Origin of the sequence: Enterobacter sp. 22452, assembly GCF_052045065.1 — a bacterium.
Lineage (GTDB): Bacteria > Pseudomonadota > Gammaproteobacteria > Enterobacterales > Enterobacteriaceae > Enterobacter > Enterobacter mori.
Map to the genome: position 1 here is coordinate 16,397 of NZ_JBQEOB010000013.1, position 25,932 is coordinate 42,328.

Here is a 25,932-nt window from a genome sequence, read left to right on the forward strand (position 1 = left end):
ACTCCTTAATGGAAACTGTGTTCTTCACCCGGGTAAACACCGGATTCAACGTCGGCAATATACTGCCTGACCGCGGCGCGCATGTCGCCCGCTTCAGTGAGGAAATTTTTGGCAAACTTCGGGATATGCCCGCCGGTGATGCCAAAGGCGTCGTGCATCACCAGAATCTGACCGTCGGTCACATTGCCAGCACCAATGCCAATCACCGGAATCGGCAGCGCGTCGGTGATGCGTTTCGCCAGTTCAACCGGAACGCACTCCAGCACCAGTAACTGCGCGCCTGCGGCTTCCAGTGCCAGGGCATCATCAAACAGCGTCTGGGCTGCGTCACCACGGCCCTGTACCTTATACCCGCCAAAGATGTTGACGGACTGCGGCGTCAGGCCCAAATGGCCACACACCGGCACGGCGCGCTCGGTGAGCATTTTCACCGTCTCAACCAGCCAGGCACCGCCTTCAATTTTCACCATATTGGCCCCGGCACGCATCACCGCCGCTGCATTTTCGAAGGCTTGCTCGGGGGTGGCGTAAGCCATAAACGGCAGATCGGAAAGCAGCAAGCAGGCTGGCGCGCCCCGGCGCACGGCGCGGGTGTGGTAGGCAATATCGTCGACCGTCACTGGCAGCGTGGAATCATGTCCTTGTACCGTCATCCCTAACGAATCTCCGACCAGCATGACGTTGATACCCTCTTCGGCAAAGAGTTTGGCGAAGCTGTAGTCATACGCGGTGATGGTGGCGAAGCGTCTTTTTTCCTGTTTGCATTTCTGCAGTAAGGAGATGGTGGTTGGTTTCATACTGTTTCCTGGTAACCCAAAAACGAATCTTTGCGCATTCTAACAGTAACATTGGAGGGAACAATGATTTTAGGTAACCGATTAACCATAATTATTTAATGGTTAATCAGCAATAAAACAGGTTTACCAGCAGGCGGGTTTTTCCGCGCGGAGGCTTTCCAGCAAGGCCTTCAGAGAGAGGCCGTCGGGGAAGATAAGATCGGGGGCAACTTCAAACAGCGGCCAGAGCATAAAACCGCGGTTTTTCATGTCGTAATGCGGAACGGTGAGGCGTTCGGTATTGATTATCTCGTTGCCAAACAGCATCAGGTCGAGGTCGAGTGTGCGCGGCCCCCAGCGTTCGGCTTTGCGTACGCGACCCTGTTGCAGCTCAATACGCTGGGTATTATCCAGCAGCGTTTCGGCATCCAGAGCCGTGTCGAGCACGACGGCGGCGTTCAGGTAATCAGGCTGATCCTGCGGGCCCAGCGGCGGCGTGCGATAAAAAGAGGAGACCGCAACAATCCGGCTTTGCGGGATCTCCCCGAGCGCCTGAACGGCAGCGTTAACCTGCTCCAGCGGAGAGGCAAGATTGCTGCCGATGGCGATGTAGGCGAGGGTCACGCTGAGCCTTCGCGACGCGGTGCGCGTTTGCGCGGGCGACGGTGGCGACGACGCGGTTCTGGCTCTTCATCCAGATTGGTCAGCATCCCTTTTTGCTCGGGTGGTGCAGAGACCTGGAATTCGCCCCACCACTGCGCCAGACGCTGCAGCTCCTGGTTCTTTTCAATTTCAGCACGCAGTGCCAGCAGGTCGAACGCGGCGCGGAATTTAGGATGCTCCATCAGCTTCCAGGCGCGTTTGCCCTGGCGACGGGACATGCGCAGCTGAAGCTGCCAGATGTCGCGCACCAGCGTGGTGATACGTTTTGGGATCGCGAGCGTACGACAGGCTTCATCCAGCACGTCGTTTGCCGCCAGCGCAAAGGCATCGTAATAGGCCAGACCGCTTTCCTGCGCAATTCTCTGTGCTGCTTCCAGCAGGGGGTACCAGAACATTGCGGCAAACAGGAATGCCGGGTTCACACGCATGTCATTCTGGATGCGCGTGTCGGTATTTTTCAGCACCTGCGCAATGATGCGTTCCATCGGGCTGTCACCGTTTTCGGTAAAGCAGCGCGTGATGGTTGGGAACAGGGGCTGGAACAGGCTGTATTCGCGCAGCAGATTGTAGGTTTCAAACCCGTAACCCGCCTGCAACAGCTTCAGCGCTTCTTCAAACAGACGCGCTGGCGGCACGTCGTTAATCAGTGTTGCCAGACGCGGGATCGGTTCACCGGTCTCAGGACTGATGCGCATGTTTAATTTGGCCGCAAAACGCACGGCGCGCAGCATACGCACTGGGTCTTCGCGGTAACGGGTTTCCGGCGTGCCGATCAGGCGAATCAGGCCTTCTTTCAGGTCCTGCATACCGCCAACGTAATCCCGTACGGTGAAATCCGCCACGCTGTAGTAAAGGCTGTTGATGGTGAAATCGCGGCGCTGGGCATCTTCTTCAATGGATCCGAAGATGTTATCACGCAGCAGCATGCCGTTCTGGCCCTGCTGGGACGTCGTACGATCGGATACGCCCGCTTCGTGATGGCCACGGAACGTCGCCACTTCGATGATTTCCGGACCAAACATGACGTGCGCAAGGCGGAAACGGCGGCCAACAAGACGGCAGTTACGGAATAATTTGCGTACCTGTTCTGGCGTGGCGCTGGTCGTCACGTCGAAATCTTTTGGTTTTTTGCCCAGCAGTAAATCACGCACCCCACCGCCAACGAGATAGGCCTCGTAGCCTGCTTTATTCAGACGATAGAGCACCTTGAGGGCATTTTCACTGATATCTTTGCGGGAAATAGTGTGCTGCTCACGCGGAATAACCGACATGCGGTTTTGCGCAATAGCGTCGTTAGCCATGCTCTCTTCGCGGCTTAGCACTTTACGGCAAAAATTAGCGACTCGGGTAAAAATAGTACACCTCGTAGTGTGTTTTGTTATGAAAAAAGCGGCTAATCATAGCTCAGCGCAACGCATTTGAGAATGCTGGATTTTTGGCACGGCCTCGAGCGTCCAGTGGGCGACGGCCAGATCCAGCAGTTCGTCTATACGCAAATCCTGCCATTCGTGGGTTACATTTTGGTTGAGAAACCGCAGCGCGTCGATCAAAACAGGGCGCGGATCGCCGCCTGGCAGAGCGGGCGCGTGGTTCTGCTTGGAGAGCTTAACGCCCCGCGCATTGACCGCCAGCGGCAGGTGGATGTAATCCGGCGCTGTCCAGCCAAACTGATGATAAAGCGATATTTGCCGCACCGTCGGTTCAACCAGATCCGCCCCGCGCACAATTTCCGTCACGCCCTGGAAATGATCGTCCACCACCACCGCCAGGTTATAGGCGAACAGGCCGTCGCGGCGGTGGATGATGAAATCTTCACAGGCAAGACGTTTGTTGGCGTAGATTTCGCCGGAGAGTAAATCGGTAAAGTGCGTCACCGGGGAACGCTGCCGTATACGCACGGCGGCATTTTCAGGACCGTTGTTCAACGTGCGACAGTGACCGTCATAGACGCCACCCACGCTTTGAATACGCGCGCGGGTGCAGGTGCAGTAATAGGACAGCCCTTGTTCATAGAGCCACGCCAGACGTTCCTGATAGGCATCATGGCGTTGTGACTGCCACAGTACATCGTCGTCCCAGTGAAGACCGTAATGTTCCAGCTGACGCAGAATCGTTTCTGCTGCACCGGGAACTTCACGCGGAGGATCAATATCTTCAATGCGGACGAGCCATTTGCCCTGGCGGGCACGAGCTTGCAGGTAGCTGCCGAGCGCGGCAATTAATGAGCCGAAGTGTAATTCGCCGGAAGGAGATGGCGCGAAGCGCCCAATATAGTGTGATTCAGACATATCAACAGTAACAAGGCGGGAGAGACTCCCGCCTTTGCAGTAGTTAGAGGGTTGGCATTAGCCAGCCATCTGTTTTTCGCGGATTTCGGCCAGCGTTTTACAGTCGATACACAGATCGGCGGTTGGACGCGCTTCCAGGCGACGAATGCCGATTTCAACACCGCAGGATTCGCAGTAGCCAAAATCTTCGTCTTCGACTTTTTTCAGCGTTTTCTCGATCTTTTTGATCAGTTTGCGTTCGCGGTCACGGTTACGCAGTTCGAGGCTGAACTCTTCTTCCTGAGCGGCACGGTCTACCGGATCCGGGAAGTTTGCAGCTTCATCCTGCATATGTGTAACGGTGCGATCGACTTCATCCCTGAGTTGATTACGCCATGCTTCAAGAATACGCTTGAAGTGCGACAGCTGGGCTTCGTTCATATACTCTTCGCCCGGTTTCTCTTGATACGGCTCCACCCCAGCGATGGCGAGAATACTCAGGGACGATGTTTTACGGTTTTGCCCTTCTTGCATGTTGCTTCTCCTTAACACGCACTATCGATCCCCGTGTTGGGGGAAAAATCAGGTCGCTATAAATAGCAGATGCTTTTCCGTATGGCAATTATCTAAACGTAACACTTGACAAGCCTGTGAGGAAAAGCGTATTTGCGCACGCGGCCAGAACACATAATAGTCAATCGTCTATTCCCTTATAAGACAATGGGAAGAGAGGATCTCAGAGTCATATTATCGGCAGAAAGTTCCGCTTTATAAGCGAAAACCTCCACCCCCTGCTTTTGTGCCTCATTCAACAATTGCGCGTATTTAGGATCGATATGGCGGGCGGGGGAGAATCGTTCAATGGCTGAATGCAAAACCGCAAACAGCAACACGGCGCGTTTGCCCGCCGCCGCTACACTCATTAGCTCTCGCAGATGCTTCTGGCCACGCAGCGTTACCGCATCCGGAAAGTAGCCATTTTCCTGTTCCGCTAACGTCACTGATTTTACTTCAATATAGCACTCAGGCCGTTCTTCCGCCTGGAGCATAAAGTCAATTCTGCTGCCTTCATCGCCATACTTCACTTCGCTTTTTTGCAGGCTATAGCCTGTCAGTTCAGGGAGAGCATTATTTGTCAGCGCTTCCTTCACTAATTGGTTTGCACGCAATGTATTGACACATATAAACGCCCCGTTTTGCGTCTCGGTCATTTCCCAGGTATGGGGATACTTGCGTTTAGTATTTTCTGATGTGGAATACCAGACCCTGTCACCGGGCGTCGCACAACCGGTCATCGCACCGGTGTTGGGGCAGTGCAGGGTGAGCTGTTCACCTTCGGGTGTGATCACATCGGCGAGAAAGCGTTTGTAGCGCTGGATCAGCGTGGCGTGCTGTAGAGCAGGACTAAACTTCATCGGATTTCCTTAGTGCGTCACCCAACGACCAGCGCTGTAGCGGCATGTAGCGGGTGCGTCCTTGTGCAAAGACAGATTCATAAAGCGCAAATTCGGTCACCGGAAAGGCCCAGTGAAAGCCCGGTGGCGGAATGGCAACGGCCTGACCGGCATCGCGCAGCAACGTGATATGTGGATGAAACGGCTGCGGGCTTTGGTAACAGCCGCTACGTGCCGCCTGGGCGCGCAGCATATTTGCCAGCTGTAACAACCCGCGCGGCGGCTGGCGCGTGCCCAGCCAGACCACGCGTGAGCGTAGCCACTGACCGGCATCGTCAAGGTGCAGCGTAAACCCCGGCTGGGAAATGCGTCCGGCCATCGCGGCTAACGCGCGCTGTTTATCCGCGCTTACCTCACCCAGAAAGGCCAGCGTCAGGTGTATATTCGCCGCCGCAACAGGACGACCCGCCTCCGAAGGGAAGTGTTCCGCGCGCCAGCGGACGATTTGCCGCTGAAGCGTGGCGGGAAGTTCAATGGCGAAAAACAGTCGTTTCGACTCAGACATACGGAGGACTCGGTAATGATATGCGCCGATGCTACAATGTACGCCGACTAATGTTAACCCTCTGGAGCTGTTAGTGTCCTCATTGCCGGTCGCCGCCGTCCTTCCTGAGCTTCTCGCTGCCCTAAACGATGCCCCGCAGGTTTTGCTGAATGCCCCAACGGGGGCGGGTAAATCCACCTGGCTGCCGCTGCAAATCCTCAAAGAGGGGAATATTCGCGGGAAAATAATCCTGCTGGAGCCGCGCAGGCTGGCGGCGCGTAACCTGGCGCAGCGCCTGGCCGAACTGCTTAATGAAAAACCGGGCGAGACGGTAGGTTACCGGATGCGTGCAGAAACCTGCGTCGGCACCGCAACGCGCCTTGAAGTGGTGACCGAGGGCATCCTCACCCGTATGCTGCAAAACGATCCTGAGCTGACGGGGATCGGGCTGGTGATCCTGGATGAATTCCACGAACGCAGCCTGCAGGCGGATTTAGCGTTGGCGCTGCTGCTGGACGTGCAGGAGGGGCTGCGCGACGATCTCCGGCTGCTGATTATGTCCGCAACGCTGGATAACGAGCGGCTGCAGCAGGCATTGCCCGACGCCCCTGTCATCAGCTCAGAAGGACGCGCATTTCCGGTTGAACGCCGCTATCAGGCGCTTCCCGCCCATCAGCGTTTTGATGAGGCCGTCGCTATTGTGACGGCAGAACTGCTGCGCCAGGAACCCGGTTCGCTGCTGCTGTTTTTGCCGGGTGTCGGTGAAATCCAGCGCGTTCAGGAGCAGCTTTCCTCCCGCGTAGGCGACGATGTGCTGCTTTGCCCCCTCTACGGCGCATTGTCGCTACAGGATCAGCGTAAAGCCATTCTTCCGGCCCCGGCGGGGCAGCGTAAGGTGGTGCTGGCAACCAACATTGCTGAAACCAGTTTGACCATTGAAGGCATTCGTCTGGTGGTGGATAGCGCACAGGAGAGGGTGGCAAGTTTTGACCCGCGCACCGGGCTAACCAAACTGCTTACGCAGCGCATCAGCCAGGCATCGATGGTGCAGCGTGCGGGCCGTGCAGGGCGTCTTGAGCCGGGCATCTGCCTGCATTTGACGGGCACAGAGCAGGCGGAACGCGCGGCGCAGCAAAGCACGCCGGAAATTTTACAAAGTGATTTGTCTGGCCTGGTCCTGGATCTGCTGCTGTGGGGCTGCCTGAACCCTGAACAGCTCACCTGGCTTAATCCTCCGCCTGTCGTGAACCTCACCGCTGCGCGCAACCTGCTGACGCAGCTTGGTGCGCTCGAAGGCGAGCGCCTGACGGCGCGCGGCCAGAAAATGGCGACACTGGGCAACGAGCCGCGTCTGGCCGCGATGCTGGTGTCAGCGCAGGGCGACGACGAAATTGCTACGGCGGCAAAACTGGCGGCTATTCTTGAGGAGCCGCCTCGCGGTGGCAGCAGCGATCTGGGGCAGGCGTTTTCGCGCAATCAGGGGAACTGGCAGCAGCGGGCGCAGCAGCTGTGCAAACGCCTGAACAGCCGCGGTGGTTCGCCTGACAGCGCGAGTGTTGGCTTCCTGCTGGCACAGGCCTTCCCGGACCGGATCGCCCGCCGTCGCGGGCTGGACGGACGTTATCAGCTGGCAAACGGCATGGGGGCGATGCTGGACAGCGATGACGCCCTGACGCGCCATGAATGGCTGATTGCACCGCTATTACTGCAGGGCAGCCATTCCCCGGACGCGCGTATTTTACAGGCAATTGCCGTTGATATTGACGCCCTGACGCGCAGCTGCCCGCAATTGCTCCAGCAATCCGATATCGTTGAGTGGGATGATAACCAGGGCACGCTTAAGGCGTTTCGTCGTAGCCAGATCGGTAAGCTGACGTTAGGTACAAAGCCGCTGGCGAAGCCGTCGGAAGAAGAACTCCACCAGGCCATGCTGAACGGCATTCGCGAAAAAGGGCTGAGCGTATTGAACTGGACGCCAGAGGCCGAGCAGTACCGTATTCGGCTGCACTGTGCCGCGCGCTGGCTGCCGGAGTATGGCTGGCCGACGGTTGATGATGAGACGCTGCTGGCTTCCCTGGAAGATTGGCTGCTGCCGCAAATGAGCGGCGTACATTCGCTCAGGGCGCTGAAAGCGCTCGATGTTAAGGCCGCGTTACAGAATTTACTGGACTGGTCATTACGTCAACGTCTGGATAGTGAACTGCCTGGGCATTACACTGTGCCGACCGGAAGCCGGATTGCCATTCGATATCACGAGGATAATCCTCCGGCGCTGGCGGTAAGGATGCAGGAGATGTTTGGGGAGGCCACCACGCCGTCCATCGCGGAAGGGCGCGTTTCTCTGGTGCTCGAACTGCTGTCCCCGGCGCATCGCCCGCTGCAGATCACTCGCGACCTGGGGGCGTTTTGGGCGGGGAGCTACCGTGAAGTGCAAAAAGAGATGAAGGGGCGGTATCCCAAACACGTCTGGCCGGACGACCCGGCAAATACGGCGCCGACGAGGCGGACGAAGAAGTATTCGTGAGTAAGGTGAAAGAGGGGAGTGCGGCCTGGACTGTGCGGCCTGATACCCTCACCCCGGCCCTCTCCCACAGGGAGAGGGAGAAAACCCATTTTGAGAGATTTCTTCTTTCATAGACCTGTGAAAGATAAGAAAATCTGGCCTTTGCGCCTGAATGTTGCGGAGAAAAAGCATGGCGGGGAATGACCGCGAGCCAATAGGACGTAAGGGAAAGCCAACGCGTCCGGCGAAAGAAAAGGTGAGCCGTCGTCGCCTCAGAGATGAGGAGTATGACGATGACTACGAAGACGATTATGAGGATGATGAGCCAATGCCGCGTAAAGGGAAAGGCAAAGGGCGGAAGCCTCGTGGTAAGCGCGGCTGGTTCTGGCTGCTGCTGAAGCTGTTTATTGTTTTTGTGGTGCTGATCGCGATCTACGGCGTGTATCTGGATCAGAAGATCCGCAGCCGTATTGACGGGAAAGTCTGGCAGTTACCGGCGGCAGTCTATGGCCGTATGGTGAACCTTGAGCCGGATATGTCCATTAGCAAGAACGAGATGGTCAAACTGCTGCAGGCGACACAGTATCGTCAGGTCACGAAAATGACCCGCCCGGGCGAGTTTACCGTTCAGGCGAAAAGCATTGAGATGATCCGTCGTCCGTTCGACTTCCCGGACAGCAAAGAAGGGCAGGTGCGCGCGCGTCTCACCTTCGACGGCGATCGCCTGGAAACGATCGAGAACATGGATAACGACCGCCAGTTCGGTTTCTTCCGTCTCGATCCACGTTTGATCACCATGCTTTCGTCGGCCAACGGCGAGCAGCGTCTGTTCGTGGCGCGTAACGGCTTCCCGGACCTGCTGGTGGATACCCTGCTGGCAACCGAAGACCGTCACTTCTACGAGCACGACGGTATTAGCCTTTACTCGATTGGTCGTGCGGTGCTGGCGAACCTGACCGCCGGACGTACCGTGCAGGGGGCAAGTACCCTGACCCAGCAGCTGGTGAAGAACCTGTTCCTTTCCAGCGAACGCTCCTACTGGCGTAAAGCCAACGAAGCGTATATGGCGGTGCTGATGGATGCCCGTTACAGCAAGGATCGTATCCTTGAGCTGTACATGAACGAGGTGTACCTCGGTCAGAGCGGTGATAACGAAATCCGCGGCTTCCCGCTGGCGAGCCTGTACTACTTTGGCCGGCCGGTGGAAGAGCTGAGCCTTGACCAGCAGGCGCTGCTGGTGGGCATGGTGAAAGGGGCGTCCATCTATAACCCGTGGCGTAACCCGAAACTGGCGCTGGAGCGTCGTAACCTGGTGCTGCGTCTGCTGCAACAACAGCAGGTGATTGACCAGGAACTCTACGACATGCTGAGCGCGCGTCCACTCGGCGTTCAGCCGCGCGGCGGCGTAATCTCCCCGCAGCCTGCATTTATGCAGATGGTGCGTCAGGAGCTGCAGTCTAAGCTCGGTGATAAGGTGAAAGATCTCTCCGGCGTGAAGATCTTTACCACCTTCGACTCCGTGGCGCAGGACGCGGCAGAAAAAGCGGCCGTTGAGGGCATTCCAGCGCTGAAGAAACAGCGCAAGCTGAGCGATCTGGAAACCGCGATGGTGGTGGTTGACCGTAACACCGGTGAAGTGCGCGCCATGGTGGGCGGCGCTGAGCCGCAGTTTGCGGGTTATAACCGTGCAATGCAGGCGCGTCGTTCAATTGGTTCTCTGGCAAAACCGGCGACCTACCTTACCGCGCTGAGCCAGCCGAACCAGTATCGTCTGAACACCTGGATCGCCGATGCACCGATCTCCCTGCGTCAGCCAAACGGTCAGGTGTGGTCTCCGCAGAACGATGATAAACAGTTCAGCGGTCAGGTAATGTTGGTGGATGCGTTAACGCGTTCCATGAACGTACCAACCGTTAACCTCGGTATGGCGTTGGGCCTGCCTGCTATCACCGATACCTGGCAGAAGCTGGGCGTGCCGAAAGATCAGCTGCATCCGGTCCCGGCGATGATTCTGGGTGCGCTTAACCTGACGCCAATCGAAGTGGCGCAGGCGTTCCAGACCATCGCCAGCGGCGGTAATCGTGCACAGCTTTCTGCGCTGCGCTCGGTCATTGCCGAAGACGGTTCCGTGCTCTATCAAAGCTTCCCACAGGCGGAGCGTGCTGTTCCGGCGCAGGCAGCGTATATGACGCTGTGGACCATGCAGCAGGTTGTGCAGCGCGGTACCGGGCGTCAGCTGGGAGCAAAATATCCGGGTCTGCATCTGGCGGGTAAAACAGGTACTACCAACAACAACGTCGATACCTGGTTTGCTGGTATTGATGGCCGTGAAGTGGTGATCACCTGGGTAGGCCGCGATAACAACCAGCCGACCAAACTGTACGGTGCGAGCGGGGCGATGTCGATTTACCAGCGTTATCTGGCAAATCAGTCTCCGGTGCCGCTGAACCTTGTTGCACCGGAAGATATCGTTGATATGGGCGTTGATGGATCCGGTAACTTTATCTGCGGTGGTGGAATGCGTACGCTGCCGGTCTGGACAACCAATCCAGACTCGCTGTGCCAGCAGAGCCAGCCAGAACAGCCGACGGGCAACCCGTTTGATCAATCTTCTCAACCGCAGCAGCCGCAGCAGCAACAGCCGCAGCAGCAGAATGAGAAGAAGGACAGCGACGGTGTCGCAGGCTGGATTAAAGATATGTTCGGCGGAAACTAACCACGTAAGATCCCCCCGTAAGGGGGGATTTTTTTACCTGCATCCTCCATTTTCTTAACCCGCGCTTTCATTCTGTTTAACGCTACGTTTTCTCTTGCTGATTTCTTAAACCCTTAATATGCGTAGGGGCGCGTACTGCTTGCTATGCAGCCAGCGTTTCGCATATTATTCTGCGGTCATAATAATAATTCTCGTTTACGTTATCATTCACCTTTTTCATCAGAGATAAACATGGCGCTTTCCAATACTGCTCAGCCAATTAACACGTCGCTGCGTAAAATCGCAGTCGTCGTAGCCACAGCGGTTGCCGGCATGTCTACATACGCACATGCGGCCGAAACACCGAAAAAAGAAGAAACCATCACCGTCACCGCCGCACCGGCTGCACAGGAGAGCCCGTGGGGCCCCGCGCCGACGATTGCGGCAAAACGCACCGCAACGGCAACCAAAACCGATACGCCGATTGAGAAGACCCCGCAGTCTATTTCCGTGGTGACGCGTGAAGAGATGAACATGAAGCAGCCGGGCACGGTTAAACAAGCCCTGGCCTACACGCCAAGCGTTTTTGCGACACGCGGTGCGTCTACCACCTATGACGTGGTTTCTATTCGTGGTTTTACGACCTCCAGTACTGTGAACACCAACCAGTATCTGGACGGTATGAAGCTGCAGGGGGATAACTATTCTGAAGCGTCCATGGATCCGTATTTCCTTGAACGCGTTGAGCTGCTGCGTGGTCCTACTTCCGTCCTGTACGGCAAAAGCCACCCGGGCGGCGTCGTCAGCATGGTCAGCAAGCGCCCGACCACCGAGCCGCTGAAAGAAATTCAGTTCAAAATGGGCACCGATAACCTGTGGCAAACCGGGTTTGATTTCAGCGATGCCATTGACGATGACGGCGTGTGGGCATACCGTCTGACCGGTCTGGGGCGCAGTGAAAATGCGCAGCAGGAAATGGTGAAGTCTACCCGCTACGCGATTGCGCCTTCCTTCAGCTGGCGTCCTGATGATAAAACCGATTTTACTTTCCTGAGCAACTTCCAGAGCGATCCGGATGCGGGCTATTACGGCTGGCTGCCGCGGGAAGGCACCGTTGTGCCTTACTACGACGCCAACGGCAACGCGCATAAACTGCCGACTGATTTCAATGAAGGCGAGGAAGATAACAAGATCTCCCGTCGTCAGAAGATGGTGGGGTATAGCTTCTCGCATCAATTCGACGATACCTTCACCGTGCGTCAAAATCTGCGCTACAGCAAAATCAATACCCTTTACCGCTCTGTCTACGGCAATGGCTATATCGCCCCGGCACAAATCAGCCGCGCCTATGTCCGTTCTGATGAAAATCTGAACTCTTTCACGGTTGATACCCAGCTTCAGTCTAAATTTGCGACCGGCGCAGTTGATCATACCCTGTTAACAGGTGTCGATTACCTCCGCATGCGTAATGACATTAACGCTGATTATGGCACCGCTGATCCTATCAGCATGACGAAGCCTGAGTACGGTAATCCGAATGTCGATGTTTACTACCTGTATCAGATGCTTAACCGTCAGGAGCAAACGGGCCTGTACGCTCAGGACCAGGCTGAATGGGATAAGTGGGTGCTCACGATGGGTGGCCGCTATGACTTTGCAAAAACGTCAGCCCTGAATCGCGCTAGCGGAACCACCGCGGAAATTAACGACCAGGCATTCACCTGGCGCGGGGGAATCAACTACCTGTTCGACAACGGTATCACGCCGTACTTTAGCTATAGCGAATCTTTCGAACCGATTTCGGGGACGACCCAGGACGGTAAGCCGTTCGATCCGGCTCGCGGCAAGCAGTACGAAGCGGGCGTGAAGTATGTCCCGAAAGATCTGCCTGTTGTTGTCACTGCAGCAGTGTACCAGCTGACCAAGAATAACAACCTGACCGCCGATCCTGCGAACCCGACCAGCGGCTTTAGCGTGCAGGGCGGAGAAATCCGTTCCCGTGGCTTCGAACTGGAAGCGAAAGCGGCCGTGTCTGCCAACGTGAACGTGACGGCATCCTACAGCTACACCGATGCGGAATATACGCACGATACCTGGTACGAAGGACGTCGCCCGGCGGAAGTACCACGTAATATGGCCTCTCTGTGGGCGGATTATACCTTCCACGAAACGGCGCTGAGCGGTCTGACTGTCGGTGCGGGTACCCGTTATATCGGCAATACCGTGTCCTACTACTCCGCCGCCTCACCGAAAGCCTACGAGTCGTTTAACGTTGCGGGTTACGCGCTGGCGGATGCGACGGTGAAATACGATCTGGCGCGCTTCGGAATGCCGGGCTCTTCAGTCGGCGTCAACGTGAACAACATCTTTGACCGCGAGTATGTTTCCAGCTGCTACAGCGAATATGCATGCTACTGGGGAGCAGGACGTCAGGTTGTTGCCACCGCGACCTTCCGCTTCTAATCTCTCTTCGGGCACGGTTCGCCGTGCCCTTTTTATTTAAGTTGGCTGATATGCAGGATAATCAAACGCAATCCGACACCACCTTTTCGCTCAGTAATCTCTCTTTTCGCGTACCCGGGCGCACCCTGCTGCACCCGCTCTCACTGACCTTTCCCGCTGGTAAAGTCACTGGCCTGATTGGTCACAATGGCTCCGGTAAGTCCACGTTACTTAAGATGCTTGGACGCCACCAGTCGCCGTCGGAAGGCGATATTCTGCTGGACGGTCAGCCGCTGGAGAGCTGGAACAGCAAGGCCTTTGCCCGCAAGGTGGCGTATCTGCCGCAGCAGTTACCGCAGGCAGAAGGGATGACGGTGCGTGAGCTGGTGGCGATTGGTCGTTATCCGTGGCACGGGGCGCTTGGTCGCTTCGGCGTGGCCGACAGAGAGAAAGTGGAAGAGGCGATTGCGCTGGTAGGATTAAAGCCGCTGGCGCACCGTCTGGTGGATAGCCTGTCCGGCGGTGAGCGTCAGCGCGCATGGATTGCGATGCTGGTGGCGCAGGACAGCCGTTGCCTGCTGCTCGATGAACCGACCTCTGCACTGGATATTGCCCACCAGGTCGACGTTCTGGCGCTGGTGCATCGTTTAAGCCAGCAGCGTGGGCTGACGGTGATTGCGGTACTGCATGATATCAACATGGCAGCGCGCTACTGCGATTACCTTGTGGCCTTACGCGGCGGAGAGATGATCGCTCAGGGAATGCCGTCTGAGCTGATGTGTAGCGAAACGCTGGAAACCATTTACGGTATTCCGATGGGGATTTTGCCTCACCCAGCCGGGGCTGCACCGGTGAGCTTCGTCTACTGATGCTGGATTCAATCTCAATGAGCCGTCGTCGCCTGCTGATGGCGATGGCGCTGTCACCGCTGCTGTTAAAAATGAATACCGCCCGTGCCGCCGCGATAGATCCACATCGGATTGTGGCGCTGGAATGGCTGCCGGTCGAGCTGATGATGGCGCTCGGCGTCACGCCGTACGGTGTGGCGGACATTCCTAACTATAACCTCTGGGTGAACGAGCCGAAGCTGCCGGATTCCGTCATCGACATCGGCCTGCGAACGGAGCCAAACCTCGAACTGCTTACCCAGATGAAACCGTCGTTTCTGTTCTGGTCAGCGGGCTACGGTCCGTCAGAAGAGACCATGGCGCGCATTGCGCCAGGACGCGGGTTCTCTTTCAGCGACGGTAAAAAACCGCTGGCTATGGCAAAAAATTCCATTAACGAGATGGCGCATTTCCTCAATCGCGAGGCGGAGGCCAAAAAACACCTCGACGAATTTGATGCCCTGATTGACTCCCTGAAGCCGCGCTTTGCTCACCGGGGCGACCGTCCTTTACTGATGGTGACGCTGCTGGATGCCCGGCATATGCTGGTCTTCGGTAATAACTGCCTGTTCCAGGAAGTGCTCGACAGCTTCGGTATTCGCAACGCCTGGGAAGGGGAGATGACCTTCTGGGGAAGCACCGCCGTCGGAATTGATCGCCTTGCGGCATTTCGCGATGTGGATGTGCTGTGCTTCGATCACGGCAACGAGCGCGAAATGCAAACCCTGATGGCGACCCCGCTCTGGCAGGCGATGCCGTTCGTACGCGAGAAACGTTTCCTGCGCGCGCCAGCGGTGTGGTTCTACGGCGCGACGCTGTCGGCGATGCATTTTGCCCGCGTGCTGGACAACGCGATGGGAGGCAAGGCATGAGTACGCGTATTGCCCGTTTCCCGGCGCTTCTTCTGGCGCTGCTTTGTCTCGTCGCGATGGCGTTAACCTGGTTCAACCTCTCGACCGCGTTACCGCGCGAACAGTGGGACGCTGCCTTTACCGCGCCGGATATCGACAATATTCAGCAAATGCTGTTCCACTACAGCCTGCTGCCGCGTCTGGCGATCTCCCTTTTAGTCGGCGCTGGTTTAGGGCTGGTGGGCGTGCTGTTCCAGCAGGTTTTACGTAACCCGCTGGCCGAACCGACCACGCTGGGGGTTGCAACCGGCGCACAGCTTGGGATCACCATTACCACGCTGTGGGCGCTACCGGGAGCATTAACCTCGCAGTTTGCAGCACTTGCGGGGGCATGCGTGGTGGGCGCGCTGGTCTTTGGCGTGGCGTGGGGTAAACGTCTTTCACCGGTCACGCTGATCCTCGCGGGTCTGGTGGTCAGCCTCTACTGCGGGGCGATCAACCAGCTGCTGGTGCTGTTCCATCACGACCAGCTGCAAAGCATGTTCATGTGGAGTACCGGGACGCTCACCCAGACCGACTGGAGCATCGTGCAGCGCCTGTGGCCACAGTTGATTGGCGGCGTGGTGCTGACGCTGCTGCTGCTGCGTCCGCTGACCCTAATGGGGCTGGACGACGGCGTGGCGCGCAATCTGGGTCTTGCCCTGTCGCTGGCGCGTCTGGGCGCGCTGGCGCTGGCGATTGTGCTAAGTGCTTTGCTGGTAAACGCGGTCGGCATCATCGGGTTTATCGGCCTGTTTGCGCCGCTGCTGGCGAAAATGCTCGGGGCGCGTCGTTTGTTGACGCGTCTAATGCTGGCGCCACTGATTGGGGCGCTGATCCTCTGGCTTTCCGATCAAATCATTCTCTGGCTGGCGCGAGTCTGGATGGAAGTTTCTACCGGGTCGGTGACCGCACTCGTCGGTGCGCCGCTGCTGCTGTGGCTGCTGCCGCGCCTGCGCAGCATGAGCGCGCCAGCCATGGATGCGGGTGATAAGGTCCATGCTGAACGGCAGTCGATCCTGTGGTTTAGCCTGGCGGGACTGGCGGTGCTGATCATTGCCTCGTTCGCGGCACTCTCCTTCGGACGCGATGCCTCGGGCTGGCACTGGGCAACGGGTGATTTACTCAATGAACTGCTGCAGTGGCGCTGGCCACGTATCTTCGCTGCGCTGATCGCAGGCGTGATGCTGGCGGTAGCGGGGTGCATTATTCAACGTCTCACCGGCAACCCGATGGCAAGCCCGGAAGTCTTGGGTATCAGTTCTGGCGCGGCGTTTGGCGTGGTCCTTATGCTGTTCTTCGTGCCGGGCAATGCGTTTGGCTGGCTACTGCCTGCCGGAAGTATCGGTGCGGCGGTCACGCTGATGATTATCCTGATTGCTGCCGGTCGCGGAGGATTTTCACCTCACCGTATGCTGCTGGCCGGGATGGCGCTGAGCACCGCCTTCACGATGCTGCTGATGATGCTGCAGGCCAGCGGCGATCCGCGTATGGCGAAGATCCTGACCTGGATTTCTGGCTCAACCTACAATGCCACCGGCAGTCAGGTTGTCTGGTCAGGGATCGTCATGATCGCGTTACTGGCGATTGTGCCGCTGTGCCGTCGCTGGATGACCATCCTGCCGCTTGGCGGTGAAACCGCGCGTGCGGTGGGGATGGCGCTGACGCCAGCGCGCGTGGCGCTGCTGCTGCTGGCTGCGTGCCTGACGGCGACGGCAACCATGACGATTGGGCCGCTGAGTTTTGTGGGGTTAATGGCGCCACATATTGCCAGAATGATGGGCTTCCGCCGGACGATGCCGCATATCGTGATGTCGGCCCTGACGGGCGGGGTGATGCTGGTGTTCGCGGACTGGTGTGGAAGAATGGTGCTGTTCCCGTATCAGATCCCTGCGGGTCTGCTGTCGACCTTTATCGGTGCGCCGTACTTTATTTATCTGTTGAGAAAGCAGAGCCGGTAGTCAGGTGTGGCCTGATGCCCTCACCCCGGCCCTCTCCCATGGGGAGAGGGAGAACTTCGTAGGCCGGGTAAGCGTTAGCGCCACCCGGCAATGCCCTTAAAGCTTCGCAAACACCTTACGCGCCGCGTCGATGGTGTTATTGATATCTTCTTCACTGTGCGCCACGGACATAAAGCCCGCTTCGAACGCTGACGGTGCCAGGTACACGCCTTCGTCCAGCATCAGGTGGAAGAAGCGCTTGAAGCGTTCAACGTCGCACTTCACCACGTCCTGATAGCAGGTCACGGTTTTCGCCTCGGTGAAGAAAATCCCGAACATCCCGCCCACGTGGTTGACCACCAGAGGAATACCGGCCTCTTCTGCCGCTTCCAGCAGACCGTTTGCCAGCTGCGTGGTCAGGTCGGTCAGGGTTTCGTGAATGCCAGGCTGAGCCACTTCGGTCAGGCAGGCGAAACCCGCTGCCATCGCAATGGGGTTGCCCGAGAGCGTTCCCGCCTGGTAAACCGGACCGGTTGGTGCCAGCGCTTCCATGACGTCTTTACGACCACCGAATGCCCCGACCGGCATGCCGCCGCCGATGATTTTGCCGAGGCAGGTGAGGTCTGGCTCAACGCCGTAGTAAGACTGGGCACCCGCCAGCGCCACGCGGAAGCCGGTCATCACTTCATCGATGATCAGCAGCGCACCGAACTCGTCGCACAGGGCGCGCAGGCCTGGCAGGAAGTCAGGCTGCGGTGGGATGCAGTTCATGTTGCCCGCAACCGGCTCAACGATGATGCAGGCGATCTCCTGCGGATACTGCTCGAACGCCGCGCGAACGGTGTCCAGATCGTTGTAGGTACAGGTCAGGGTATGCTTAGCGGAATCGGCCGGTACGCCCGGCGAGTTTGGCTGGCCGAGCGTCAGCGCGCCAGAGCCCGCTTTCACCAGCAGACAGTCGGCGTGGCCGTGGTAGCAACCTTCGAATTTGATGATTTTATCGCGACCGGTAAAACCTCGCGCCAGACGAATGGCGCTCATGGTGGCTTCGGTACCGGAATTCACCATACGTACCATGTCCATGGTGGGCACCAGTTCGGTCACCAGCTCCGCCATTTTGACTTCCATTTCGGTTGGCGCACCAAAGCTCAGGCCGCGCTGAGCCGCTTCAATCACAGCGTTACGAATGGTTGGGTGGTTGTGCCCCAGCACCATCGGGCCCCAGGAGCCGACATAATCGATATAGGCTTTGCCATCGACATCATACAGATACGCGCCGTCAGCACGTTCGATAAACAGCGGCGTGCCGCCCACGCCGGTAAAGGCGCGCACAGGTGAGTTCACGCCACCCGGAATAAGCTCGCGGGCTGCACTGTAGAGGTTTTCAGACTTGCTCATGGCGTCGTTCCTGGTTCGTATAAAATGATTAAGCACACTATTCTAAGTGATTCGGGGATGGTTATGAAATTTTTACCCTGGCAATGCTTTAAGATTTGTTAAGTAATTTTCAGGAGACGGTGGGGCGGTCTCTGGTAAAATCCTGACGGCGATTTGTATGACGAAAAGAACAGGCAATGAAATCAGACTCACCCTCATTTGAAGAACAACAGTTTGCGCGCGCGCGACACCGTATCAGCATCCGACGACTGCTCAACCGCGACAAGACGCCCCTGGCGATTCTGCTGGGCGCTGCCGTGGTGGGAACGCTGGCGGGGCTGGTGGGCGTCGCGTTCGAAAAGGCCGTCAATGGCGTGCTTAACTGGCGTATTGGCACCGTTGCGGGTTACGCCGATCGCGAATGGCTGGTCTGGATCCTGGCGTTTGGTTTATCTGCACTGCTCGCCATGGTGGGCTATTTTCTGGTGCGGAAATTTGCCCCGGAAGCGGGCGGTTCAGGGATCCCGGAAATAGAAGGGGCACTCGAAGAGCTGCGTCCGGTCCGCTGGTGGCGCGTGCTTCCCGTGAAGTTTATCGGTGGGTTAGGCACGCTGGGTGCGGGAATGGTGCTCGGGCGCGAAGGGCCGACCGTACAACTGGGCGGTAATGTTGGCCGTATGGTCAGCGATCTGTTCAGGATGCGCAGTGCTGAAGCCCGCCATACGCTGCTGGCAACTGGTGCCGCCGCAGGGCTTTCCGCCGCGTTTAATGCTCCGCTGGCGGGGATCCTGTTTATTATCGAAGAGATGCGCGCTCAGTTTCGCTATAACCTGATCTCGATAAAAGCGGTGTTTACCGGGGTGATCATGTCGAGTATCGTCTTTCGCCTTTTCAATGGCGAAGGGGCGGTCATCGAAGTCGGGAAACTCACCAATGCACCGGTCAATACGCTGTGGCTGTATCTGATCCTCGGCATGATTTTTGGCATTGTTGGCCCGCTGTTTAACAGCCTTATTTTACGTGCACAGGACATGTTCCAGCGGATCCACGGCGGCAACACGACCAAATGGGTGCTGGTGGGGGGGCTGCTCGGCGGCGCGTGCGGGGTTCTGGGCTTTATCGAACCCAATGCGGCAGGTGGCGGTTTTGGGCTTATCCCCATTGCGGCGGCGGGAAATTTCAGTATTGGTCTTTTGCTGTTCATGTTCATCTCGCGGGTGATCACTACCGTACTCTGCTTCTCCTCCGGCGCGCCTGGCGGCATTTTTGCCCCGATGCTGGCGCTGGGCACGCTGCTGGGAACCGCTTTTGGCATGGCGGCGGCTGTGGGTTTCCCGGCCTATCATCTAGAAGCCGGGACGTTTGCCGTCGCCGGAATGGGGGCGCTGCTCGCCGCGTCCCTGCGTGCACCCTTGACCGGGATCGTGCTGGTGCTTGAGATGACGGACAATTACCAGCTCATTTTGCCAATGATCATTACCTGTCTCGGCGCGACACTATTAGCCCAATTCCTGGGTGGAAAACCGCTATACTCCACCATTCTTGCACGGACCCTGGCGAAACAGGAGGCTGAACGGGCCTCAACGCAGAATACTTGAATGAATTACCAGGGTATTAGATAATGAAAAAAAGAATTGGGTGATTTTTACCCAATAGCAGTATGCAGTATTCATGGGAGCATAAGATGAGTGATGACGTAGTAGCTGTACCGCTCGAATTTACCGAAGCAGCAGCCAAAAAAGTGAAAGTCCTGATTGCCGACGAAGACAATCCGGAACTGAAACTCCGTGTTTATATTACCGGTGGTGGCTGCAGCGGCTTCCAGTATGGTTTTACCTTTGACGACCAGGTAAACGAGGGCGATATGACCATCGAGAAGCAGGGCGTCGCGCTGGTGGTTGACCCGATGAGCCTGCAATACCTGGTCGGTGGTTCGGTTGATTACACCGAAGGTCTGGAAGGTTCGCGCTTTGTGGTGACCAACCCGAACGCAACAAGCACCTGTGGGTGTGGTTCGTCGTTCAGTATTTAAGAGGGTGCGAGCTGATGCCCTCATCCCGGCCCTCTCCCACAGGGAGAGGGAGAAAAGACTAAAAACGGTAACCTTGCGGTTACCGTTTTGCGTTTACCTGTCATCCAGCGCAAACGTCGGCAGTTTCAGGTGCCAGCGTATCGCCGCTAAACGTATCACCAGCGTCACGACCATCCCCAGCATCGCGGCATTTTCCAGCGGGACCGCAAAGGTGTAATACGCGGTGGCGTGAACAATTCCACCTACAATACAGGCCGTCGCGTAAATTTCAGTACGCAGGATCATCGGCACTTCACGCGCCAGAATGTCACGAATGATCCCGCCGCCCACGCCGGTTAATACACCCATGCAGATCGCCACCATCGGACCGGTTCCCGCATTAAACGCCTTATTAACGCCAATACCGACAAACACGGCGAGGCCGACGGCATCCAGCACCGGCAATATCCATTTGGGTAATCTGCGGGGTTGACGAACCAGTACAATGGTCAACATGCAGGTGACCATCGCCACCACCAGGTCGGTGGGATCTTTTACCCAAAATACCGGGCCATTTGCCAGCGCCATATCGCGGATTGTTCCGCCACCCACGGCGGTCACAACGCCCAGCACCAGCACGCCAAACGGATCCATACGCAGTTTTCCGGCGAGTAAAACGCCGGATATTGCAAAAACGGCTGTGCCAAGAATATCCAGCCAATATACGAGCATCGTTAAATCCTCGAAAAGTATTTATCTATGTTAGTGACTCTCTGCCAGCGCGGCACAGAGTTGTTTTGCGGCGAGGATAATACGCGGGCTGGCGCGTTCAAACCAGTCACCGTTAAGCGGGATCACCGGAATTTTAAGCTGGCTTTGCCAGAATTGTTCAACTTTAGGAATATCGCTCGCATTTCCGACCACGACGATGGCCTGCGGCTGGCGTGCAAGCACCTGTTCACGGCTGACCTGAGGCCACGGTACCCGGCTGGCTGCAAAGATATTTTCGCCGCCGCAGATTTCCAGCACCTGATTCTGAATCGAACCTTTTCCGGTGGTGAACAACGGCTGGCTACCAAATTGCAGAAAGATGCGTTTTTTGGCGGGGGTGTTGTACCGGGATTTCAGCGCCGCATAGTCGCTGAGCATCTGTTTCGCAGCGTCCTCGGCTTTTTTGGGCGTGGGGCTGAAAGGGGCCAGTTCGCGCAGCGTCTGGGCGATTTGCTCAATACTGACTGCGTCCACCCACATGACCTTAATACCCAGTGAGGTCAGTTGGTTGACCTGCCGCTCGGCATTGCCGCCACGCCAGGCCAGCACGAGGTCAGGCTTAAGCGCCACAATGCGCTCGAGATTCATTCCTTGCCAGGTCGCGACCTGCTCAATGCTGGCGGCCTGGGGGGGATAATTCGAAAAGCTACTCACGCCCACAGGGGTGATCCCGGCAGCAAAGGCCAGTTCGGTATTCGCGGGGGAGAGAGTAATCACACGCGGCAGGGCGAAAAGCCATGCCGGTGCGATAAGAAGCAGGGCGGCCAGCGCCCTGACGGTACGTTTAGCCACGAGCCAGTTTCTGCACCAGACGCTCCACCATCACGGTGGACTGTTTTGCCGCCACAACAAGGAACTCGTCAAAGCTAATGTGGGACTGCTGGTCTGCCACGTCAGAGATGGCGCGAACCACCACAAACGGTACGCTAAAGTTATGGCAAACATGAGCAATCGCGGTTGCTTCCATCTCAACGGCAACCGCCTGCGGGAAGTTATGGCGGATTTTCGCCAGGCCCACGGAGCCGTTAATGAACGCATCACCGCTGACAATCAGGCCGCGTACCGCGTTGAGGTTCAGTTCTGCGATGCAGCTTTCTGCCGCGGCAATCAGGTTGTCGTCGGCTTTAAACCCGGCCGGGCAACCCGGAAGCTGACCATATTCGTAGCCGAAGGCGGTCACGTCGGCATCGTGGTAACGTGCTTCGTCGGAAACGACGATATCACCCACTTTCAGCGTCGGCGCCAGACCGCCCGCAGAGCCAGTGTTAACGATCACGTCCGGCTTGCAGCGTTCGAGCAGCAGGGTCGCACCCAGCGCAGCCGCAACTTTACCGATGCCAGATTTCAGCAGAGCCACGTCAACACCGTTCAGCTGGCCGGTGTAGATTTCACAACCACCCAGAGAGAGAGTCTGACGGTTCTCAATTTTGTCACGCAGCAGCGTAACTTCTTCTTCCATTGCACCAATAATGCCGATTTTCATAGATTTACTCGCGATGTGCCTTGTTGAGATGCATAGTCTATCATGCGGTTAAGGGGAAACGCATTCTCACGCGGGGGAGCACATGGCACCAATCGATTTTCGCACCAAAATTAACTGGCACCGACGTTTCCGTTCGCCGCAGGGCGAAAAGAGCGAACATGAGATCCTGCGTATCTTCGAGAGCGATCGCGGGAGGATCATTAACTCGCCCGCTATCCGGCGCTTGCAGCAAAAGACCCAGGTGTTTCCGCTGGAGCGTAACGCCGCGGTGCGCACGCGCTTAACCCACTCCATGGAAGTTCAGCAGGTTGGGCGCTACATTGCCAAAGAGATTTTGAGCCGCCTGAAAGAGCAACGGCTGCTGGAAACTTATGGTCTGGATGAACTGACCGGGCCGTTTGAAAGCATCGTTGAGATGGCCTGCCTGATGCATGACATCGGCAACCCGCCCTTCGGGCATTTCGGCGAGGCGGCGATCAACGACTGGTTTAAGCAGCGGCTTTTCCCTTTGGACGCGAAAAGCCAGCCCCTGAGCGACGATCGCTGCGTGGTGAGGGATTTACGCCTGCGTGAGGGTGAAGAGAGTCTTAACGATCTGCGTCGCAAAGTCCGTCAGGATCTCTGCCATTTTGAAGGTAACGCGCAGGGGATCCGCCTGGTGCACTCCCTGATGCGCATGAACCTGACGTGGGCACAGGTGGGCTGCATACTCAAATACACGCGCCCGGCCTGGTGGATGGGAGAAACGCCTGCCACGCACAGCTACCTGATGAAAAAGCCGGGCTACTATCTCTCCGAAGAGGCCTATATTGAGCGGCTGCGTAAAGAACTTTCATTAACGTCAAAGGGGCGTTTCCCATTGACGTGGATTATGGAAGCCGCCGATGACATTTCCTATTGCGTGGCCGACCTGGAAGACGCCGTTGAGAAAAGAATATTCAGCGTCGAGGAGCTTTATCAGCATCTTTATGATGCCTGGGGTAAACATGAAAAAGGGTCGCTGTTTTCTCAGGTCGTCGAAAATGCCTGGGAAAAATCGCGCTCGAATTCCCTCAGCCGCAGCACCGAAGATCAATTCTTTATGTATTTGCGGGTCAATACATTAAATAAGCTGGTGCCTTACGCGGCGTCGCGCTTTATTGATAATTTACCGCTGATTTTCAGCGGGGAATTCAATCACGCGCTGCTGGAAGATGACAGCAGTTTCAGTCAACTCCTTGAGCTTTATAAACATGTGGCGATGCGCCATGTGTTCAGCCATCCGGACGTGGAGCAATTAGAGCTTCAGGGATACCGGGTGATCAGTGGGTTACTGGAAATTTATTCCCCGTTGCTTCACTTATCGGTCGATGAATTCAGCGAGCTGGTGGAACACGAGCGCGTGCGGCGAATACCTATCGAATCCCGGCTGTATCAGAAACTTTCTACCCGCCATCGTCTGGCGTATGTCGAAGCGATTGGTAAGCTGGAGCGCCACTCTCCTGAATGGCCGGTAATGGAATATTATTATCGCTGTCGCCTTATCCAGGACTATATCAGCGGCATGACAGATTTGTATGCCTGGGATGAATACCGCAAGCTCATGGCCGTGGAATAAGCGCTGAGTTTTGTAAAGACGACCAATAAATTTTTACTTTTTCCATAAACTTAATCCCGGAACTAAGCGGTATAAAACGAATCTGAGTTACACAGCAATTTTGCGTTATCTGGTAAATCGAGATTGAGAAACATGAAAAAAACCACATTAGCAATGAGTGCACTGGCTCTGAGTTTAGGTTTAGCGCTGTCTCCTCTGACTGCTACTGCAGCCGAGACCGCGTCGTCAGCAGCAACCGCGCAGCAGATGCCAAGCCTGGCACCGATGCTCGAAAAAGTGATGCCATCGGTGGTGAGTATTAACGTTGAGGGCAGCACGACCGTCAATACGCCGCGTATGCCGCGTAACTTCCAGCAGTTCTTCGGCGACAACTCGCCGTTCTGCCAGGACGGTTCGCCATTCCAGAGTTCCCCGTTCTGTCAGGGCGGTGGGGCAGGAGATGACAGCCAGGGCGGCGGCCAGCAGCAGAAATTCATGGCGCTTGGTTCGGGTGTCATCATTGACGCCGCAAAAGGCTACGTGGTGACGAACAACCACGTTGTGGATAACGCCAGCACCATTAAAGTTCAGCTGAGCGACGGTCGTAAGTTCGATGCCAAAGTCGTGGGTAAAGATCCGCGCTCCGATATCGCGCTGATCCAGATTCAGGATCCGAAAAACCTGACGGCGATTAAGCTTGCCGATTCCGACGCGCTGCGCGTGGGTGACTACACCGTGGCAATCGGTAATCCGTTTGGTCTGGGCGAAACCGTGACTTCAGGTATCGTCTCTGCGCTGGGTCGTAGCGGCCTGAACGCAGAAAACTACGAAAACTTCATCCAGACGGATGCGGCGATCAACCGCGGTAACTCCGGCGGTGCGCTGGTGAACCTGAACGGTGAGCTGATCGGTATCAACACCGCCATCCTGGCACCGGACGGCGGCAACATCGGGATCGGCTTTGCTATCCCGAGCAACATGGTGAAAAACCTGACCGCGCAGATGGTGCAGTATGGCCAGGTGAAACGCGGCGAGCTGGGCATCCTCGGTACGGAACTGAACTCCGAGCTGGCTAAGGCAATGAAAGTCGACGCTCAGCGCGGGGCATTCGTCAGCCAGGTGATGCCGAATTCCTCTGCGGCGAAGGCGGGCATTAAAGCGGGTGATGTAATCACCTCCCTGAACGGTAAACCGATCAGCAGCTTTGCCGCCCTGCGTGCCGAAGTGGGCTCGATGCCGATTGGCAGCAAAGTCACCCTCGGCCTGCTGCGCGACGGTAAGCCGGTTAACGTGAGCCTGGAGCTGCAGCAGAGCAGCCAGAATCAGGTGGATTCCAGCACCATCTTCAGCGGGATTGAAGGTGCCGAGATGAGCAATAAAGGCGCAGACAAAGGCGTGGTGGTGAACAACGTGAAAGCGAATTCACCGGCAGCCCGTATCGGCCTGAAAAAAGGGGATGTGATCATGGGCGCTAACCAGCAGCCGGTGAAAAACATCGCTGAACTGCGCAAAATTCTCGACAGCAAGCCTTCCGTGCTGGCGCTGAATATCCAGCGTGGTGATACCTCGCTTTATCTGCTGATGCAGTAATTCTCTCAAGCCCCTGTTCGCAGGGGCTTTCTCGTTTCTGTGACTGTTACCACAACTCCATACTTCTCCCTCTCTCTTTGTGCATTCGCACAATGCAGCCGTCGCTGAACTTCCCTATGCTTG

The 25,932-nt window shown here is 56.8% G+C and carries 21 protein-coding genes; 10 read left to right on the plus strand and 11 right to left on the minus strand.

The annotated features are described in order from the left end of the window. Nucleotides 1–5 precede the first annotated feature (5 nt). The 7 genes from panB to thpR all read right to left on the minus strand — a co-directional run bounded on the left by panB (nt 6) and on the right by thpR (nt 5,665). Complete coding sequence (gene panB / locus ACTJJA_RS22610) at nt 6–797, minus strand: 3-methyl-2-oxobutanoate hydroxymethyltransferase (protein WP_440669258.1); 792 nt, start codon at nt 795–797, stop codon at nt 6–8. 123 nt (nt 798–920) lie between these two features. Further along, on the minus strand, nt 921–1,400 hold the full coding sequence (folK, locus tag ACTJJA_RS22615) for a 2-amino-4-hydroxy-6-hydroxymethyldihydropteridine diphosphokinase (RefSeq protein ID WP_100165453.1): 480 nt from the start codon (nt 1,398–1,400) through the stop codon (nt 921–923). Next, nucleotides 1,397–2,794 carry a polynucleotide adenylyltransferase PcnB gene (gene pcnB, locus ACTJJA_RS22620; RefSeq protein WP_071985394.1) on the minus strand — a complete coding sequence of 466 codons (1,398 nt, stop codon included), beginning with the start codon at nt 2,792–2,794 and terminating at the stop codon, nt 1,397–1,399. Before pcnB ends, folK begins: the two co-directional genes overlap by 4 nt. A 42-nt stretch (nt 2,795–2,836) precedes the next feature. Beyond that, nucleotides 2,837–3,727, minus strand: coding sequence for a tRNA glutamyl-Q(34) synthetase GluQRS (gene gluQRS / locus ACTJJA_RS22625; protein ID WP_440669259.1), 891 nt, complete (start codon nt 3,725–3,727; stop codon nt 2,837–2,839). Nucleotides 3,728–3,784: 57 nt separating this feature from the next. Further along, nucleotides 3,785–4,240 carry an RNA polymerase-binding protein DksA gene (dksA, locus tag ACTJJA_RS22630; RefSeq protein WP_001155232.1) on the minus strand — a complete coding sequence of 152 codons (456 nt, stop codon included), beginning with the start codon at nt 4,238–4,240 and terminating at the stop codon, nt 3,785–3,787. 176 nt (nt 4,241–4,416) lie between these two features. Then, nucleotides 4,417–5,121: a DNA/RNA nuclease SfsA gene (gene sfsA / locus ACTJJA_RS22635; RefSeq protein ID WP_100165452.1), complete on the minus strand. Its 705-nt coding sequence runs from the start codon at nt 5,119–5,121 to the stop codon at nt 4,417–4,419. Continuing rightward, nucleotides 5,111–5,665: an RNA 2',3'-cyclic phosphodiesterase gene (gene thpR / locus ACTJJA_RS22640; protein ID WP_108417059.1), complete on the minus strand. Its 555-nt coding sequence runs from the start codon at nt 5,663–5,665 to the stop codon at nt 5,111–5,113. Before thpR ends, sfsA begins: the two co-directional genes overlap by 11 nt. A 73-nt stretch (nt 5,666–5,738) precedes the next feature. Here thpR and hrpB point away from each other — a divergent pair, with 73 nt between their 5' ends. The 6 genes from hrpB (at nt 5,739) to fhuB (ending at nt 17,022) form a co-directional block, all read left to right on the plus strand. Continuing rightward, nucleotides 5,739–8,168: an ATP-dependent helicase HrpB gene (gene hrpB / locus ACTJJA_RS22645; protein ID WP_440669260.1), complete on the plus strand. Its 2,430-nt coding sequence runs from the start codon at nt 5,739–5,741 to the stop codon at nt 8,166–8,168. A 169-nt stretch (nt 8,169–8,337) separates the two neighbouring features. Continuing rightward, nucleotides 8,338–10,863, plus strand: coding sequence for a bifunctional glycosyl transferase/transpeptidase (gene mrcB, locus ACTJJA_RS22650; RefSeq protein WP_089599149.1), 2,526 nt, complete (start codon nt 8,338–8,340; stop codon nt 10,861–10,863). A gap of 231 nt (nt 10,864–11,094) precedes the next feature. Continuing rightward, complete coding sequence (gene fhuA, locus ACTJJA_RS22655; protein WP_100165449.1) at nt 11,095–13,305, plus strand: ferrichrome porin FhuA; 2,211 nt, start codon at nt 11,095–11,097, stop codon at nt 13,303–13,305. Nucleotides 13,306–13,355: 50 nt separating this feature from the next. Continuing rightward, complete coding sequence (fhuC, locus tag ACTJJA_RS22660; RefSeq protein ID WP_089599147.1) at nt 13,356–14,153, plus strand: Fe3+-hydroxamate ABC transporter ATP-binding protein FhuC; 798 nt, start codon at nt 13,356–13,358, stop codon at nt 14,151–14,153. Next, nucleotides 14,153–15,043 (plus strand): Fe(3+)-hydroxamate ABC transporter substrate-binding protein FhuD, encoded by an 891-nt coding sequence (gene fhuD, locus ACTJJA_RS22665; RefSeq protein WP_029484922.1) that lies wholly within the window; start codon nt 14,153–14,155, stop codon nt 15,041–15,043. Before fhuC ends, fhuD begins: the two co-directional genes overlap by 1 nt. Beyond that, entirely contained in the window at nt 15,040–17,022 is a 1,983-nt protein-coding gene (fhuB, locus tag ACTJJA_RS22670; RefSeq protein WP_440669261.1) for a Fe(3+)-hydroxamate ABC transporter permease FhuB, read from the plus strand. Before fhuD ends, fhuB begins: the two co-directional genes overlap by 4 nt. A gap of 96 nt (nt 17,023–17,118) precedes the next feature. On the opposite strand, the gene hemL is transcribed toward fhuB, so the two are convergent. Continuing rightward, entirely contained in the window at nt 17,119–18,399 is a 1,281-nt protein-coding gene (gene hemL / locus ACTJJA_RS22675; protein WP_440669262.1) for a glutamate-1-semialdehyde 2,1-aminomutase, read from the minus strand. Nucleotides 18,400–18,575: 176 nt separating this feature from the next. On the opposite strand from hemL, the gene clcA reads away from it, so the two are divergent. Both clcA and erpA read left to right on the plus strand, forming a co-directional pair. Then, nucleotides 18,576–19,976 (plus strand): H(+)/Cl(-) exchange transporter ClcA, encoded by a 1,401-nt coding sequence (gene clcA, locus ACTJJA_RS22680; RefSeq protein WP_421511595.1) that lies wholly within the window; start codon nt 18,576–18,578, stop codon nt 19,974–19,976. An 86-nt stretch (nt 19,977–20,062) separates the two neighbouring features. After that, nucleotides 20,063–20,410: an iron-sulfur cluster insertion protein ErpA gene (gene erpA, locus ACTJJA_RS22685; RefSeq protein WP_010426752.1), complete on the plus strand. Its 348-nt coding sequence runs from the start codon at nt 20,063–20,065 to the stop codon at nt 20,408–20,410. 93 nt (nt 20,411–20,503) lie between these two features. On the opposite strand, the gene ACTJJA_RS22690 is transcribed toward erpA, so the two are convergent. The 3 genes from ACTJJA_RS22690 to mtnN are packed head-to-tail and all read right to left on the minus strand — an operon-like array spanning nt 20,504 to nt 22,643. Beyond that, complete coding sequence (locus ACTJJA_RS22690) at nt 20,504–21,121, minus strand: TRIC cation channel family protein (protein WP_089599142.1); 618 nt, start codon at nt 21,119–21,121, stop codon at nt 20,504–20,506. A gap of 30 nt (nt 21,122–21,151) precedes the next feature. Continuing rightward, the gene (btuF, locus tag ACTJJA_RS22695) at nt 21,152–21,952 is read right to left on the minus strand and encodes a vitamin B12 ABC transporter substrate-binding protein BtuF (protein WP_440669263.1); all 801 of its coding nucleotides are present in this window, start codon (nt 21,950–21,952) and stop codon (nt 21,152–21,154) included. After that, entirely contained in the window at nt 21,945–22,643 is a 699-nt protein-coding gene (gene mtnN / locus ACTJJA_RS22700; RefSeq protein WP_010426746.1) for a 5'-methylthioadenosine/S-adenosylhomocysteine nucleosidase, read from the minus strand. The genes btuF and mtnN overlap by 8 nt, the downstream gene beginning before the upstream one ends. A gap of 82 nt (nt 22,644–22,725) precedes the next feature. Here mtnN and dgt point away from each other — a divergent pair, with 82 nt between their 5' ends. Beyond that, entirely contained in the window at nt 22,726–24,240 is a 1,515-nt protein-coding gene (gene dgt, locus ACTJJA_RS22705) for a dGTPase (protein WP_440669264.1), read from the plus strand. A 132-nt stretch (nt 24,241–24,372) separates the two neighbouring features. Beyond that, nucleotides 24,373–25,809, plus strand: a complete 1,437-nt coding sequence (gene degP / locus ACTJJA_RS22710) for a serine endoprotease DegP (RefSeq protein WP_010426743.1) — start codon at nt 24,373–24,375, stop codon at nt 25,807–25,809. Nucleotides 25,810–25,932 lie beyond the last annotated feature (123 nt).